Raw genomic sequence first — 15,789 nt, 5'->3', positions numbered from 1 at the left:
CCCTGTAATTACGTCACTGTGACACCGGAGCGGTTACGGATAGGCAACAGCCCCCGCCGTGTTACGAAACCGCATGAGTTTCAACGATTTTCGATAACGAACCGGTCTGGACGGTAACGCATCGAGCGTTCCGGCGCCGTGATCGGCGCCTCGACGACAAAGCTGGCCGGATTGCGACCTCCTCTCTTATCCTGGAGGGGTTGCCGGTGCCATTGGCTGCAGTACCGCACAGGAGCCAGGAGGCTAGTGTCCGCTCGAATCACCCCGCTGCGCCTCGAGGCCTTCGAACAGCTTCCCAAGCATGCGCGTCGCTGCGTGTATTGGGAGGTCGACCCGGCGACCCTCGGTAATCAGGACCACCTCGCCGATCCGGAATTCGAGAAGGAAGCCTGGCTGTCGATGGTCATGCTGGAGTGGGGGTCGTGCGGTCAGGTCGCGACGGCCGCCGTCGACGACCGGAGCCAAAGCGAACCGCCGTGCCTGGGCTACGTGTTCTACGCGCCGCCGCGGGCGGTGCCGCGGGCACAGCGGTTTCCCACCGCGCCGGTCTCAGCGGACGCGGTGCTGCTGACTTCGATGGGTACCGAGCCCGGGCAGGCCGCCGACGATGTGCTGCACGGGCTGCTTGCCCGGGTGATCGACGAACTGGTTCGACGCGGAGTGCGGGCGCTGGAAGCCTTCGGCCGCACGCCGGCGGCGTCGGAGCTGCAGGACCCGCTGGCGGTGGGGCCTGATGTGCGGCCGGTGCTGGAGGCCGTCGGTGACTGCTCGGTGGACCACTGCGTCATCGATGCGGAGTTTCTGCAGGACGCGGGTTTCGTCGTGGTGGCGCCACACCCGTACTTTCCGCGGCTGCGCCTCGAGCTGGACAAGGGTCTCGGGTGGAAGGCCGAAGTCGAGGCGGCACTGGAGCGCCTGCTGGAAGCCGCACAACTGCAAGAGCCGGTGGGGGCCGGGTCTGCGTCAGGAAATGCGTTGCAGGGCGCCGAAATCGGCTAGGAGCCGCCGAGCCGGCTGGTGCGTTCCACGGACAGTTCGTGGGCCAGCAGTTCGGCGAAGGTGAATGTGCCGGTGGGCCGGTCATTCTTGCCCAGGAGGTAGAGCCGCTTGACCGCGGCGAGGATACCTTCGGCGATGGCGTCGCGGGTCTGCGTCGAGATCAGCATTGCGCGATCCTGTGGATTGGTGATGTAGCCGACGTCCACCTGCACCGTGGGCATCCGGGTCAGGCGCAGCAGATCCCATGTGCGGCCATGGGTTCGGCAATCCCGTAACCCGGTGCGGGCCACAACTTCTCGTTGAATGAAGTCGGCGAGATTGCGCCCGATCGTGGACACCGAGCCGTGCGAGTTTCCGAAATGAAAGGAAGCCACACCGTTGGCCGCGGGGCTGGGCTGGCTTTCACAGCGCAGGCTGATCATCAGGTCCGCCCCGACGTTGTTGGCCGTGGCAGCGCGTTCGGCGTCGGACGGACTGCGGTTGACCGGCCGTGACAAGAAGGTTTCCATGCCGATGGCGGTCATCCGCCCCTCGAGGCGGCTTGCCAAGTCCCACAACACATCCGCTTCGCTGACCGGTCCCGACGGACCCTGCATGAGCTCGCCGTGATCCGTGCCGCCGCGGCCCGGATCGATGATGATCCGCTTGCCCGACAGCTTGGGTCCGGATCGGCGGACCAGCTCCTCCTCGCGAATTGCGTGCGGTGAGCCGCCCGTGACGCGGGAGCTCAGAAAGTACAAGGAGCGCAATGTCTCTGGACCACAGATGCCGTCGGCGGCGAGCCCGTACTCACGCTGGTAAGACATCAACGCGTTGTGCGTCTGCAACCCGAAGTGGCCATCGACCAGGCCGGTGTAGAAACCGAGGTCCTGGAGGCGAGCCTGCAGGGTGGCGACGTCGTCACCGTAGAGCGGGGCACCGAATTGGTGGTACAGCGTGCGCGCGCCGAGCCGGTAGGACGCCTCTTTCAGCGCCCTATAGGTGGCCTCGCCGACGATGCCGTCCACCAGCAGGCCGCGGTGCTGCTGGAAAGCGCGTACCGCCTGGTCGAGTTCGATATCGAACAGCTCGGGGGGCACATGCCCGCCGGTGGTGAGATCATCTTCGGCGCCGTCCAGCAGCCCTAGCGCTGCCAACGTAGCCCGGATCTCGGTCACAGCTGCGCTGCGGTCACCACAGCGCAGCGCATCGCCGTATTCACGGCGCGGACTCGACATACCAAAGGCCCTCCGGGACACACTGACAGGCTCGCATCTGAGCAACAGCTAACAGCAATTGTCGCAGATGCTTCGCATATTCGGGAAAACCCCAGGCTGAACGCCGGGGCGTGGTGCGGCGAACTTAAATCGCGATCAGCTGAGGTTGGGAACCGCGTCCGAGAGCTCCCGCAGCAGCGCTGCCTTGCCTTTGGCGCCCACGATCCGCTTCACCGGCTGGCCGTCTTTGAACAGAATCATGGTGGGGATGGAGACGACTTGGAAGTCGCGCGCGGTCTCCGGATTGGCATCCACATCGAGCTTGGCGATGGTGAGCTGCTCGGCGCGCTCGCTCGCGATTTCCTCGAGCACCGGCGCGACCATCTTGCACGGCCCGCACCACGTCGCCCAAAAATCAACCAGCACAGGCTTATTGCTGGACAACACCTCCGTGGAGAACGATGCGTCAGAGACTTCGATTGTGGCCCCGGCTTTTTCGGCGGTCATTGAGGTGCTCCAATCATCTCGGTACTGCCCGGAAATTCGGTGGCGTCGCTTTGAGCGGCAGAGCTTGATTCGACATGGTCGGCCAGCCAGCGCTCGGCGTCGATGGCCGCTGAGCAGCCGCTGCCGGCGGCGGTAATCGCCTGGCGGTACGTGCGATCCACCAGGTCCCCGGCGGCGAACACCCCCTCGATCGAGGTGGCCGTGGTGCGGCCCTGAACCAGCACGTAGCCCTCGGGGTCGGTGTCGAGAACATCGCGCACCAACTCCGAGCGCGGGTCGTGACCGATCGCCACGAACACACCCGTCACGGGCAGAGTGGATTCCTCCCCGGTGAGGGTGTCGCGCACCCGCAAACCCGTGACCGTCTGATCGCCTTCGACGCCCAGCACGGCCTTGTTGGTCGCGAAGGTGATCTTGTCGTTGGCCCGGGCGCGTTCGAGCATGATGCGCGAGGCGCGGAATTCGTCGCGGCGGTGCACCAGGGTGACGCTGCGCGCGAACCGGGTCAAGAACGTGGCCTCCTCCATCGCCGAGTCCCCGCCACCGATGACCGCGATGTCTTGGTCTCTGAAGAAGAACCCGTCACAGGTCGCGCACGAACTCACCCCGCGGCCCAGCAGCTCCTGCTCACCGGGCACCCCCAGATACCGCGCCGCCGCGCCCATGGCCAAGATGACCGCCCGGGCGCGGACGGTCTCGCCCTCGGCGGTCGTCACCGACTTGACCGGGCCGTCCAGCGAAACCGATTCGACGTCTTCCATCCGCAGGTCGGCTCCGAAACGCAGGGCCTGTTCACGCATCTGGTCCATCAACTCGGGACCTGTGATGCCGTCACGAAAACCCGGGAAATTCTCCACCTCGGTGGTGGTCATCAACGCGCCACCAAACGACGTCCCTTCGAACACCACCGGCGCCAGCTGCGCCCGCGCCGTGTACAACGCCGCCGTGTACCCAGCAGGACCCGAACCAACGATGATGACGTCGTGCACAGTGTCGGCGGTCATAGAACCCTTTCAAACGATCGTCCCTGGATTCGTACAAACGCCAGCGTAGGCACGGCTGTTCCCGGGTGTCGGACCACCCATGTCACCACACTAGGGGCGGGGGATTTCGGTGTTGGCCAACAAGCCGGTGTCGGCGGCGCTGCAGTTCAGCGCGACGGCGTAGACCGCCAGGCTGTGAGGAGTGTCGCCCGCCACCACCAGGACGACCCCGGGGCGGGCGTTGATCTCGACGCGGCGCGCCCCCAGCACCTGCGTGGACGCCGGATAGCCGAGGCCGGTGAGGCAGGAAGCGCGCCGCGCCGGGTCACCGAGGGGGCCGTAATCCGGGCTCTGGTTGAGCAGGCCGAGTAGTTCGTCCTGCGACAGCGGCACCACCATCGGCGGGGTCGACACGGTGATGTGCTCGGCGGTGACCGGGGTGCTGGGGGCAGGCTCCGGAGCGGTGACCAGAGCCGCGGTGCCCACGCCGACCGCCGCGAGCAGCGCGCCCACCCCCACTACTACGGCGACCACCCGCGCGGGCCGGATCCGGGGCCGGGCCGAGTGCGCGACCGGCTGGTCTGTCTCAGCCGAGGCCAGCGCCGCCGAGATCCGGGTGGTGACCTCGGGCGGGACGTCGGGTGCCGGGCCGGCTCCCAGCGTGGCGACGTCACAGCGTGCCCGGTTGAGGGCGCGCAGAACCTGCTCGGCCTGCGGGTCATCCCGGACCCGTCGCCGCACGCGGGCCGCGGCTTCGTCGTCCAGCAGGCCGGCTTGCAGGTCGGCGAGAAGCTCGACCGTCAGGGGCGGCTCGTCGGCTTCGTCGTCGGCTTCACTCATCCGCCCCAGTGTCCGTCATGCGCCGCCTGACGGCCATGGGTGGGCCCAGGTCGGGCGCGGCTTTGAGATAGCCGAGAAGCTCGGCGAGGCGAATCCGCGCCCGGGCGCACCGGCTCTTGACGGTGCCCTCGGCGATGCCCAGTAACGCCGCGGTGTCGGCCACCGAGTACCCCTGCATGTCGACGGCGACCACCGCGGCCCGTTGCTCGACGGGAAGCCGCATCAGCGCGCGCTGCACCAGCATCGCGGTCTCGACCTGGGCCGTGCGATCGGGCACCGGGTAGACGTCTTCGAGCGGGATCGTCGGGTGGGACTTGGTGCGCCGCAGCCGGTCCAGGCAGGCGTTGACGACGATGCGGTGCAGCCAACTGCCGACCGCGGCGTCATGCCGAAACGCGCCGGCGCCGCGGTGCGCCGAGAGCATGGCGTCCTGCAACGCGTCCTCGGCGTCCTCGGCTGTGCGCGTGGTGAGGCGGGCCAGCCGATGCAGCTGTCGCTGGTGGCGCAGGAACAACTCGCCGAAGGCGTGCCGGTCGCCGGCGACGTGGGCTGCCAGCAGCTCGGCATCACTGCGTTCGCGCTGGATGTCTCCCCGGGAACCCACGGCCGGACACTAACCAATCGGCTGCGGGGCGGCACTTCACCACGGCGGGGGCGCTGTGAGCGCGGTCAGGAAGCGGCCTGGACCGTGATCTCGAAGAAGCCGGCCTGGCTCTTGCCGTTGGTGGTTCCCAGCGTCGAGATCCACACCAGCAGATTCGACGTCGCCGAACCCGCCCGGACCGGGATGACGTTGTGACCCGGCTTGAGCGTGAAGGCGGGCGCCAGCACGGTGGTGTCGTTCAGCGACGCTGGGGAGGCCGTGGCCGACGACCGAATCTCGACCTTGGTCCCGCTGCTCGGCGTGTCGATGGTGACCTGCCCGATGACGGTGGCGCTGGGCAGCTGCAGCATCAGGCCTTCACCCTGCTTGAAGCTGGGGAACGGAACCGCGTCGGTGTAGACCTCGGTCGCCCAGGCGGTCGAGGGATCACCGTCGATCGCCTGCCCGGCCGTGCCCGCGTTGTCGGCATCGCCGTCGGGGGAGTAGACCGTCGCTTTGGTCGGCTTGACGACGCTGCCGGCGGCCGCGGAGCTGGGGGCCGACGACGAGGTGGAGGAGGAGGGGCCGTTCAGCCCGAGTTCGTCCTTGTTGAGGCCGCCGCCGACGTTGCCGAAGATCTTGCTCACCACCGACGCCAGGACCAACAGCGCCACCACGATGACGACAAGGCCCGCGCCCACGCCGATCAAGACGTTGCGGCGGCGGCGCGCCAGCGCCGCGTCGTCCTGCCCCGCGGCCGCACGCGCGGTGGCGGGCGCCGGCGAATCGTCGATCGGACCCAGCACCTCGGTCCGGTCGGCCACCGCAGTCGCTTGTTGCAGCAGGTTCAAAAGCGTTGACGCGCTGCGTATCCCGCCATCTTCCTGAACCGCGCGGACCGCGACGGCCGAAATCTGGAAGGGGATGCCACGGTCGACAACCATCGGCTCCACCGGCTGGCCCGTCGAATCGCGTTCGGCCGGGGCGAGCCCACTGCGCACGGTGGACTCCGCGAGTGGCCACCGATTGACCAGCAGGGCATACAGCGCTGCGCCGATGCCGCGGATGTCGCCCTGCGGGTTGGCCTCGGGCATGGTCGCCGGGTACGCCAGCACGACGTCGCCCTCGATGCTGACGCGCACCCGGCTCGGGTGGTCGATCGATAACGCGACACCGGCGCGGTGGGCCGCGTCCGCGGCCGCCGCCAACGATTGCATGGCTCGGACGGCACCGACGGGCGACGGCGCGGTGTCGGCCACCTCCTGCAGCGAACCGCCCCGCACCCACTCCGAGACGACCAGGCCGCCGTGGCCGGTATGGACCACATCGAGCACCCGGGCGATGCCGGGCTTGTCGATGCGGCTGAGCCGCAGGGTGCGGGACAGGATTTCCTGCAGCACCTCGTCGGGCAACGCCCCGTCAGGGTCGACGAAGGTCAGCGCCACCTGGCGGTCCAGCGCGGTGTCGAGCGCCTGCCAGAACTGCAGGGGTGGCGCGCCGCCGTGGAAGACCAGCAGGCGATACCGGCCGCCGGCGATGCGCGCGCCGGGAACCAAATGGACGTCGTCACCTGCCGGGTCCCCGCCGCGGTCGCGGGGCGCATCAAACGGGGCCGGACCGCCGCGCGACTCGGGCGCAACGTCGCCGTTGCGCTGGTCGGACGGGCGCGGCGCCGCCGGCTCGGACGGGCGGTCGGCGGGGTCGGCGGGGATGTCGGGTTGGAAGTCGTCGGCAACCGGTCGTGGCAGCTCGGCACCCGACGCGGCACTCTCGACAGGGCGGTCGGTCACCTCCGGTCCTTTCGCTAGCCGGGCTGGGATTGCCCGCTCCGGAGGTCTGCGCCGGATCGGCTCCTGGACCACATTTACCCCAGGCGGGGACGAATTCCTCTGCTCAGGGTACGTGACCGGGGACCGGCCGGACGATCCATCCGGGGTCATCGATTTGCGGGACAGCACAGCATGGCCCCCGAAGCGGCGTCTGACGGCGTCCAGTGCGGCCTGCGCCTCCGGGACACGCGCGCGGAGCATCACCGTCGCCATGATCGGCAGCATGATGACGGCCAGGATGAGCAGGCGCAGCAAGGAACCCGCGCCGCCGCCGTGCGCGGTCAGCCGGTCCAGTCCCGCCAACCGGTCGGCCACATGGGCCACCAGACCGGCCAGCATCGAGGCGGTGAGCGTGACCAGGATGGTGCGCAGCTCACCTCTGCCGATCAGGTGGCCGCCCGCCGGCAGCAGGGTGCGCCGCAGCAGGAGGTAACCGATGACCGCGCCGGCAAGAAAACCGATCCCGTTCGCCAGCCCCAGATAACCGGCTACTAGCTTGGGGTCGCCGGTGAGGTGCGGCGCCAGCACGGATCCGACGATCTTGACCGCCGTGATGACAAGAATGATGACGATCGGCGTCCAGGGCTGTTCGCGCGCGTAGAAGACGCGCAGCTGCAGCAGCACCAGCCCGTAGGGGATCAGCGTGAACGCCGACAGGGCGATCGCGGCGCCCAGATATCCGGCGTCGACTCCGCCGAAGTGGCCGTAGGCGAACAGCGCGCTGCCGATCGCTGGACCGCCGACCGTCATGAACGCGACGATCGGGATCAGCGTGATCAACGTCAGGCGGGTGGCCAGCGACAGGTCGGCGAGCACGGCCTTGGTGTCGTCGGCGGCGGCGTTGCGGCTCAGCCGCGGCATCACCACGGTCAGCACGGTCACGCCGATCATGCCGAACGGCAGCATCAGGACCAGCCAGGTGTAGTTGTAAATCGCGGGCCCCGAGGCGGCCGCCGTGCTGGCGATCTGGTTGCCGACCACCAGGCCGAGCTGGCTGATCAGCACGTAGAGCACCATCGCGGCGGCCATCGTGCCGAATCGCTTGAGGCGCTCGTCGACTCCCCATAGGGGGCGCAGGTCGACCCGCTGGCGCCGCAGCGCCGCCAGCAGCACCGCGGTCTGCGCGAAGACGCCCAGCGTGGTACCGATGCCGAGGACCAACAGCTTGGTGTTGCCCATCCGCACGGGGTCGACCGACAGTTCGCCCGGCATCGCCGCGTACACCGCCAAGGTCGCGAGCGCGACGACGTTGTTGACCACCGGCGCCCACGCCGTCGGCCCGAACACGTTGCGGGTGTTGAGGATCGCCATGAACACCGACGTCAGGCCGTAGGCGAGCACCTGGGGGAGCAAGAGGTAGGCGAACGCGGTGGTCAGCGGCTCGTTGACCTGCGGGGTGCGGCCGAGCATCAGCCGCACCAGCAGCGGAGCGGCAAGCACCGACAGCACGGTCGCCAGGACCAGCAGCGCGGTTGTCAATGTGACCAGGCGCCGCACGAACGCGGCTCCGCCGTCGGGGTCGCTCTGCTCGGCGCGAGCCAGCACCGGCACGAAAATGGCGGTGAAGGTCGCCTCGAGCACCAGCGCCGCCACCAGGTTCGGCAGCTGATTGGCCACCGAGAACGCGCTGGATAGCGCGGCGCCCAAGATGGCCGCCAGGAGCACGACCCGGGCGAAGCCGGTCAGCCGGCTGACCAGCGTGGCGAACGCCATCGCCCATGACCGCGATACCAGCGCGGCGTCGGAAAGTTCGGGTCGCCGGCGATCGATCCCCGCTGGGACGGGCGGCAGCGGACCCGTCGGTGGCGAGCCCGTGCTTCGGGGGCGCCGCGGCGGCTGTGCCGGGCGGGGATGTTGCGGTGCGGCCTGCCGGTGGGCGGGTTTCATACTCGATGCTCTTGCTCGACCCGATCGTCGGTGTGGTCGTCCGCGTGCGCGGATCTGGCTCCGGGCGGGTCCGGCCGGTCCAGGTCGGCGCGGTCGGGTTGGCCGCGGAAGCGGTGCCACAGGCGCCGGCCGGCCAGCAACATCAGCACGGCGGCAGCGGTCATGGTGATGGCGAACAGCACCTTGCCGTAGGCGTTGGAATGCACCGACAGGCGAACCGGCTCACCCAGCCGCAAGCCCTCCGGGGTTCGCAGCGTCACGTCGATGGCGACCCGCTGGGTGAAGTTCACTTCGATCGGCACCCGCAGCGGCAGGTATCCGGGCGGCAATTCGATCTGGCCAACGTCGGTGACTGTCATCCCCGGTGGGGCGTCGACCTGCAGCCGCACCCGGATGGGGACGGCCAGGCCGTTGTGCAGCGCGAGCGGTAGGGGGCTGTGCTCGGTGGCCAGGGTGTAGGAACCGCCAGGGTTGACGATCGTGACCGCGCCGAACAGGTCGTTGATCGTCTTGCCGACGACGGCCAAACGCTGCTGGGCCATTCCGTTGCGGGTGTCGGGCGGTTCGGACTGGCTGAGCGCGCGCAGCATGTCTTCGCGCAGCGGCGCGGTGTACTGGATGCCGGTCAGCCCGGTGCGCTCGTCGGTGCTCAGCGCCGACGTCAGACCCCACAGCCGGCCGACCTGGCCGGCCACGGCGGCGGTCACGTCGTCGCCGAATCGGCCGCGCACGGAGGTGTATGCCCCGGCCGGCTCGGACTGCTCCGTACCGGCTTGTCCAGCCTGGTTGGCCTCGGCAACCACCGCCGGCAGCGGCCGCGGTACCGCGAGACCGGACCGGATGGTGGTGGTGAGCGCGGTCAAGATCACGTGGGCGTCGTCGGCCTGCAAATTCCACGTCGCCGGCGGGACCAGGATCTGGGTGCGGGGCGCGTCATCGTGGCGCAAGGCGTGCCAGAACATGGAGCCCAATGCGTCCTGGCGGCGTGCGGTCGCCGAGTCATGCGCGAGCCGGACCGTCAGCGACGAGTCCAGGTAGGTTGGGGCGGCGGGAGAGTTTCCCGCCCCGGCCAGCGCGGCCCCAACCGCCGGGTCGAACGGCGCGACCACCACTTGCGGGGACAGCCGCCGCGGTGCGGTGTCGACGGTGGCATCGGAGGATCCCTGCGCATCGGAGGCGGACAGGTCGGCGGCGGCAACGGCGACGGTGGCTTCGTTGGCGCCGAGCAGGTTGACCGCGCGGTTGGTCAGCGGGCCATCGGGCAGCAGAGTGGCGCCGCGCACGGACGGCACGTCCAGGATGCGGTCGACGATGCTGTTGACGTCAGTGGTCGCCGCGGCGCTCAGCCCGCGGTCGTTGACGCGTTGCAGGGCGTCCAGGTCGGCCTGCGCGTAGGGGAACGGCGCGACACAGGTGCGGCGGGCCAGGGCACGCAGCCGGTTGAGCCATTCGGTCGCTGCGGCCTGTCCGGCACCCGGGTGGGTCAGAGTGCCCGGAAGCTGACCGGGGCCCTCGGGCGGATCGGTCACCACATAGCCGGCGGTCATCGCGTTGACGGTGACGAGCAGGTCGGGGTCGACGGCCAAACACAACGCCCGGCCGACCGCGCCGTCCGGGTCGACGTCGTGGCTGGTGGCTACTTCGGCCGCGGACAGCAAGATGTCGAGCCGGCCGCCGCTGGCCAGAGAGGTGGCCAGGTCGTCGTCGACCAGGCGCACGGGAATGGTGCCGCCGGGCACGCCGGGGGCCAGCCGGGGCCGGTCGGCCAATGGCCACAACATGGTGATCCACACGGGTTTGGAGGTGTCGGGCGCGACGGCGGAGCCCAGATCACCGCCCTGGTCAGGGGGTACACCGACCACCGGCAACAGGAAGCGCGCGTTGTCGAGCCTGGCGGGGGCGCCGTAATCGGGTGTGCCATTGACGTTGACCAGGACCGGGTAGATGCCGGGCTTCTCGACACCCAGGGACTGTTTAGTCAACGAGCGCAGCGGCGCCGACAGCGTGAAGCCGGCTTCTTGGCCGCGTTGCAGTTCTGGAGCGACCGTCAGGAAATCGGCGGCCGGCTGATACCCGTCGGTCTCGCCGTCCAAGGTGGTCCGCAATCCCGTGGACGCGGTGACCGCCCCGGCGTGTTCGAGGCGGACCATGACGTCGCGGACGGGGCGGTCGCCGATGTTGGTCACCATGCCGCTGACGGTGACGATGGGTTGGCTGGACGTGGTGACCACATCCGGGGTGACTTGGTCGATGCGGACGCGGACGAACGGTGTCACGCCCGGCTCGCCTGCGCCCGCGCGCGGCATGACGGGCGCGGTGAGCATCGCGAACCCGGCCACGATGCCGATCACCGCCGCGAGGCGTAACAAGCAGAGTCGGGGCGCCGTCACGGCCCTGGCCCGTGGCCGTTCTTCCGGCTGGTCGCCGGCTTGTCGGCATGCCGGGTGCGCGAGTGCGTCTGGGGGCGGCGTCGGGGAGAGGTGGGTGGCAGCGGTGGCAGGGCGGCGGGGCCGTGGTTTTGGAGCTTGTCGATCAGCTCGTGGGCCACTCGGGCAAGTCGACGTTCGTCGGCGTAGGCCAGCTTCGACGGCAGCTCGTGCATCGGCACCCAGGCCACCTCAGCCACTTCGAGGTCCTCGTCGGACAGCTCGCCGCCGGAGAAGCGCATCAAATAGTGGTGCACGGTCTTGTGGACCCGGCGGCCGTCGGTGACGAACCAGTAGTCGATGCGTCCGAGCGCGGCCAGCACGCTGCCGCGGATGCCGGTCTCTTCGGCGACTTCCCTTATAGCGGTCTGCTCTGCGGTCTCACCGAGTTCGATGTGGCCCTTGGGCAACGACCAAAGCATTCGTCCCCTGCGATCGATGCGGCCGATGAGTGCCGCGACCTGAGAGTCGCGGGGCCCGTCGAGCCCGTCGATGACCAGTCCTCCGGCGGAGGTTTCGTGCACGGTCCGCAGCCGGTCCGGTCCGCGGCGAGGCGAACGGGATCGGCGCGATTTCGTCGGCGTCGAGTCGGCGGGGGCTTGGCCGTTCGTCTGGTTCTCGGTAGAACTCGCAGCGCCACGACCGCGCCGCCGCCCCCGGCGCCTGCGTGGCTTGCCTTGTTCGCCGTCCGACACCCAAGCGATAGTAGCTGGCACGCCATCCGCTCCCAGGACATACTCGCCGCTAGCGGGGCGCGCGATGCCTCAGGTCCGAGTGTGTCTGGTCAGATCGGGCCGATTGCCGCGGCGATAACAAAAGCGGGAATGAAGATCACCAGCGAGAGTGGCCCCGACAGGCTGCCGATCATCATTCCGCGGCCGATCTGACCGCATCTGCCCGATGTCCGCGCGATGAGGGCGCTGACGCCGATGTATGCCAGCGTCACCGGCAGAACGACAATCACCAAGGGCCACATGGGCAAAACAAAGAGCCAGGTGACGAAATCCACCACGAAGACGTGGGCTATCGCTACTGCGAAAGTCAGGGCCCCATAGCGATTGACTAGAGGTCGGTCGGTCATCGGTGGCCTTTCAGCGCAGGACAAGATAAGCGAAAGCCGTTCCGCCCGCGAGCACGACGGCCGAACAGCTCAAGATGCTGATGCCAAGACCACGATTACGTGGTGACGTCGACCTCAGGAACGCGGCGCCGATAAGTAGCGACACCAACGTCGTCAGGACGGTGGAAGTCAGCATCCATGCGCGCTCACCGGCATACGCACCACGTGTGTCGAACGGCCACTTACCCAGCAGCCACATCGCGACGAGCAACATTGCCAGTATCAGTTGAACGACAAAGGGTGCCGACCATGTCGCCGTGCGCCAAGCGCGGGCGTCGAAGAAATTCATTGGCTCAGAACTCGGCATATTTGCTGCTTTCGGATCCTTCCCGTGGCGCGTGACGCTACTACCGCACGTCGGCCGGTCAATTCACCTTGGGCGCGTGCCGGTGATGGCGCGAGCCCGTGCGAGCCTCCTCACACGGGCTTTTCGGCCCCGGCCGACTACGCTGATCGAACGTGTCCGAAGCCGATGTCGAGCTGCTTGCCGCCGCCGCGGTCGCCCTGAATCAACAGGCGCCCATGTTGCGCGAGCTGGGCTCGGCGTTCGACGCGGCGGGGCACGAGTTGTACCTCGTCGGCGGCTCGGTGCGAGATGCCGTGCTGGGCAGGCTCAGTCCCGACTTGGACTTCACCACCGACGCCCGCCCGGAGCAGATCCAAGAGATCTTGCGGCGGTGGGCCGATAACTTGTGGGACACCGGCATCGATTTCGGCACCGTGGGTGTGGGCAAGGGCGAGCATCGCTTGGAAATCACCACGTTCCGCGCCGACGCCTACGACCAGGTCTCGCGGAAACCTGCGGTGCAGTATGGCGAACGCCTCGAAGACGATTTGGTGCGCCGCGATTTCACGACAAACGCGATGGCCGTGCGCATCACGCCCGACGGGCCGGGTGAATTCCTCGATCCCCTCGGCGGTTTGGCGGCGCTGCGCGAGCGGGTGCTGGACACCCCGGCGGCTCCGTCGGTGTCGTTCGGCGACGATCCGCTGCGGATGCTGCGCGCGGCGCGGTTCGTCTCGCAGCTCGGCTTCGCCGTCGCCCCGCGGGTGCGCGAGGCGATCGAGGAGATGGCTCCTGAGCTGGCCCGGATCAGCGCCGAGCGGGTGGCCGCCGAGCTGGACAAGTTGCTTCTCGGCGACGACCCCGTCTCCGGCATCGACCTGCTGGTGCAGTCCGGCATGGGTGGGGTGGTGCTGCCCGAGGTCGGCGGGATGCAGATGGCCATCGACGAACACCATCAGCACAAGGACGTCTACCAGCATTCGCTGACGGTGCTGCGGCAGGCGATCGCCCTCGAGGATGACGGGCCGGATCTGGTGCTGCGCTGGGCCGCGCTGCTCCACGACATCGGCAAGCCGGCCACCAGGCGGCACGAAGCCAACGGCGGCGTGAGTTTCCACCACCACGAGGTCGTCGGCGCCAAGATGGCCCGAAAGCGATTGCGGGCGTTGAAGTATTCCAAACAGATGGTCGACGACGTCTCCCAGCTGGTGTATCTGCACCTGCGGTTCCACGGCTACGGCGAGGGGAAGTGGACCGATTCCGCGGTGCGCCGCTACGTCACCGATGCCGGGCCGCTGCTGCCGCGACTGCACAAGCTGGTGCGCGCCGACTGCACGACGCGTAACAAGCGCCGGGCCGCGCGGCTGCAGGCCAGCTATGACCGGCTGGAGGCGCGGATCGCCGAGCTGGCCGCCCAAGAGGATCTGGCCCGCGTCCGCCCGGACCTGGACGGCAACCAGATCATGAAGCTGCTCGACATTCCCGCCGGCCCGCAGGTCGGCGAGGCATGGCGCTTCCTCAAAGAGCTGCGCCTGGAGCGCGGGCCGTTGACGACCGAAGAGGCGACCGCGGAACTGCTGAGCTGGTGGCAATCGCGCGGGAACCCGTAACGGTGATCTCGCGTCCCATGTTTCGTGGACTACTGCTTAAGTGGCGACGACGGCACGGCGGATATCTGGCACCGCGACCTCGACCTTGACCTCGACGGCGACGGCCGGCTCGACGCTTTCGGGCTGGACTTCGACGGCGATGGATTGCACGACGACGCGCTCGCGGACCTCGATGGCGATGGCATCGCCGATCACGCGGCGCTCGACCTCGACAACGACGGCACTCCCGAGGCGTACTTCACCGACGACGGGTCCGGGACGTGGGGGATACCCACGGACCACGGACGCCAGCTTCGGTGGTTCGGGCTTGACGGCGTCGAGCACACCGGCGGACCGCTAGTGGACTTCGACGGCCAGGGCCGCGCCGACGATCAGCTCTTCGATATCGACGGCGACGGACTGGCCGACCGGGTGCTGTGCGCCGATGCGGACGGTGTCACCGGCTACGTCGATACCGATGGCGATGGTAAGTGGAATGTGCGGCTGAGCGATTCGGACGGTGACGGCCTCGCCGACGGCGCTAGCACGCTGTGAGGGCGGCAGCGGCAAGGGTGAATTGACCACTGCCGCTGGGCTATTTAGCCTGGTCAATAGCGGCGCGGGTATCCGCGGCGATCGATTGAAAGGGGTGGCAATGTTCGTCGACCCAGCGCTATTGCACTCCGGAGGCAACGATTCGCATCGTGCGGGCGGGCACGCGCAAGAGGGAGCGGATCAGCTCGCGCGGGGACCGCTGGGGTCGGGGATGTTCGGCGACTTCGCCGCGGCCGATTCGTTCCATTCGGCGATCACCGCCGCGCATACGCAGCACGTGCAGACCCTGCAGGGCCACCAGCGGACGCTGACCGATGTGGGTTCGAAGGCTCATCACGCGGCCAAGGGGTTCACCAGCATGGACGAGAACAACGCCAGCGAAATGCAGGCATTGCGGCCGGGGGCCAACGGCTCATCGTCGCGGGTCTGATCACCAGACTGGATCGGCTCCCGGTGCGGAAGAGCAGTGTTCCAACACCGGGATCGTTTTGAAGCGGTCCTTCCGGTGTGGTGTCGACCAATGCCCGTGGATGATTCAACAGAATGGTGCTACGGGCTGAGGCGATTTTGAGGAGGGCTGCATGGGGGATCTGCCTCCAAACTTTGGTGGGGAACCGCCAAATGCCCCGCCGCCGAGTCAGTGGCAGCCGCCCTATCCACCTGCGCCCTCGAAGCGTCCACGGACATGGCCGGCGATTGCACTGGCATCGATCGCCGTTCTGCTGGGCGCTGTTGCCCTAGTTGTGGCGGCTACACGGTCTACCAATGACTCGGCCCCTGGCTCACCGACCACGTCTGCGGCACCGACGTATACAGCGGCGGAGTCGGCTGCCGCGCACCGGAAGCTATGCGACATCTACAACGTGGCCGCGCGTGCCGTCCAAATCGATACCAATGGCGATAATCCGGCTTTGGCAGGAGTGGCCACTGCTAATGCAGCACTGATGCTCGAACAGGCGGTCAACGCAGCTCCGGCGTTAGCTTCTGGC

General features: G+C 68.3%; 14 protein-coding genes. 4 read left to right on the top strand and 10 right to left on the bottom strand.

From position 1 onward, the window contains the following. Window positions 1-246: 246 nt before the first annotated feature. Window positions 247-999: an acetyltransferase gene (locus A5773_RS11615; RefSeq protein ID WP_066951104.1), complete on the top strand. Its 753-nt coding sequence runs from the start codon at window positions 247-249 to the stop codon at window positions 997-999. Here A5773_RS11615 and A5773_RS11610 read toward each other — a convergent pair. From A5773_RS11610 to A5773_RS11565, 10 genes are all read right to left on the bottom strand, one after another. Next, on the bottom strand, window positions 996-2,216 hold the full coding sequence (locus A5773_RS11610) for an N-acetylmuramoyl-L-alanine amidase (protein ID WP_067790987.1): 1,221 nt from the start codon (window positions 2,214-2,216) through the stop codon (window positions 996-998). The two genes, A5773_RS11615 and A5773_RS11610, sit on opposite strands and share 4 nt — an antisense overlap. A gap of 135 nt (window positions 2,217-2,351) precedes the next feature. Beyond that, window positions 2,352-2,702: a thioredoxin gene (gene trxA / locus A5773_RS11605; RefSeq protein ID WP_066951113.1), complete on the bottom strand. Its 351-nt coding sequence runs from the start codon at window positions 2,700-2,702 to the stop codon at window positions 2,352-2,354. Then, window positions 2,699-3,706 carry a thioredoxin-disulfide reductase gene (gene trxB / locus A5773_RS11600; protein ID WP_067790985.1) on the bottom strand — a complete coding sequence of 336 codons (1,008 nt, stop codon included), beginning with the start codon at window positions 3,704-3,706 and terminating at the stop codon, window positions 2,699-2,701. Before trxB ends, trxA begins: the two co-directional genes overlap by 4 nt. A 90-nt stretch (window positions 3,707-3,796) precedes the next feature. Continuing rightward, a complete protein-coding gene (locus tag A5773_RS11595) occupies window positions 3,797-4,525 on the bottom strand; it encodes a hypothetical protein (protein ID WP_066951123.1) in 729 nt (242 codons plus the stop codon). After that, window positions 4,518-5,129, bottom strand: coding sequence for an RNA polymerase sigma factor SigM (gene sigM, locus A5773_RS11590; protein ID WP_067790983.1), 612 nt, complete (start codon window positions 5,127-5,129; stop codon window positions 4,518-4,520). Before sigM ends, A5773_RS11595 begins: the two co-directional genes overlap by 8 nt. A gap of 65 nt (window positions 5,130-5,194) precedes the next feature. Next, window positions 5,195-8,824, bottom strand: a complete 3,630-nt coding sequence (locus A5773_RS11585) for a murein biosynthesis integral membrane protein MurJ (RefSeq protein ID WP_067790981.1) — start codon at window positions 8,822-8,824, stop codon at window positions 5,195-5,197. After that, window positions 8,821-11,214, bottom strand: a complete 2,394-nt coding sequence (locus A5773_RS11580; protein ID WP_067790979.1) for a hypothetical protein — start codon at window positions 11,212-11,214, stop codon at window positions 8,821-8,823. Before A5773_RS11580 ends, A5773_RS11585 begins: the two co-directional genes overlap by 4 nt. Continuing rightward, on the bottom strand, window positions 11,211-11,945 hold the full coding sequence (locus tag A5773_RS11575; RefSeq protein ID WP_066951137.1) for an NUDIX hydrolase: 735 nt from the start codon (window positions 11,943-11,945) through the stop codon (window positions 11,211-11,213). The genes A5773_RS11580 and A5773_RS11575 overlap by 4 nt, the downstream gene beginning before the upstream one ends. A gap of 89 nt (window positions 11,946-12,034) precedes the next feature. Continuing rightward, the gene (locus A5773_RS11570) at window positions 12,035-12,262 is read right to left on the bottom strand and encodes a hypothetical protein (protein WP_067790978.1); all 228 of its coding nucleotides are present in this window, start codon (window positions 12,260-12,262) and stop codon (window positions 12,035-12,037) included. Between the two features lie 79 nt (window positions 12,263-12,341). Further along, the gene (locus A5773_RS11565) at window positions 12,342-12,584 is read right to left on the bottom strand and encodes a hypothetical protein (protein WP_067791050.1); all 243 of its coding nucleotides are present in this window, start codon (window positions 12,582-12,584) and stop codon (window positions 12,342-12,344) included. A gap of 245 nt (window positions 12,585-12,829) precedes the next feature. Here A5773_RS11565 and A5773_RS11560 point away from each other — a divergent pair, with 245 nt between their 5' ends. From A5773_RS11560 to A5773_RS11550, 3 genes are all read left to right on the top strand, one after another. Continuing rightward, window positions 12,830-14,266 (top strand): CCA tRNA nucleotidyltransferase, encoded by a 1,437-nt coding sequence (locus A5773_RS11560; RefSeq protein ID WP_067790975.1) that lies wholly within the window; start codon window positions 12,830-12,832, stop codon window positions 14,264-14,266. A gap of 24 nt (window positions 14,267-14,290) precedes the next feature. Further along, window positions 14,291-14,800: a pullulanase gene (locus tag A5773_RS11555; RefSeq protein ID WP_066951150.1), complete on the top strand. Its 510-nt coding sequence runs from the start codon at window positions 14,291-14,293 to the stop codon at window positions 14,798-14,800. Window positions 14,801-14,900: 100 nt separating this feature from the next. After that, window positions 14,901-15,230 (top strand): DUF2563 family protein, encoded by a 330-nt coding sequence (locus A5773_RS11550; RefSeq protein ID WP_066951153.1) that lies wholly within the window; start codon window positions 14,901-14,903, stop codon window positions 15,228-15,230. The last annotated feature ends 559 nt before the right edge of the window (window positions 15,231-15,789 follow it).

The organism is Mycobacterium sp. 852014-52450_SCH5900713 (assembly GCF_001667075.1).
In the GTDB taxonomy this organism is placed as follows: Bacteria; Actinomycetota; Actinomycetes; order Mycobacteriales; family Mycobacteriaceae; genus Mycobacterium.
The sequence above is the reverse complement of the archived record's forward strand: the minus strand, read 5'-3'. Positions and strand labels throughout refer to the sequence as shown.

What these genes read in the sequence shown, in the direction of transcription:
- A5773_RS11595 (WP_066951123.1), bottom strand. Translation starts at nt 4,525, where the DNA reads ATGAGTGAAGCCGACGACGAAGCCGACGAGCCGCCCCTGACGGTCGAG.
- trxB (WP_067790985.1), bottom strand. Translation starts at nt 3,706, where the DNA reads ATGACCGCCGACACTGTGCACGACGTCATCATCGTTGGTTCGGGTCCT.
- A5773_RS11550 (WP_066951153.1), top strand. Translation starts at nt 14,901, where the DNA reads ATGTTCGTCGACCCAGCGCTATTGCACTCCGGAGGCAACGATTCGCAT.
- A5773_RS11565 (WP_067791050.1), bottom strand. Translation starts at nt 12,584, where the DNA reads ATGTTGCTCGTCGCGATGTGGCTGCTGGGTAAGTGGCCGTTCGACACA.
- A5773_RS11610 (WP_067790987.1), bottom strand. Translation starts at nt 2,216, where the DNA reads ATGTCGAGTCCGCGCCGTGAATACGGCGATGCGCTGCGCTGTGGTGAC.
- A5773_RS11585 (WP_067790981.1), bottom strand. Translation starts at nt 8,824, where the DNA reads ATGAAACCCGCCCACCGGCAGGCCGCACCGCAACATCCCCGCCCGGCA.
- trxA (WP_066951113.1), bottom strand. Translation starts at nt 2,702, where the DNA reads ATGACCGCCGAAAAAGCCGGGGCCACAATCGAAGTCTCTGACGCATCG.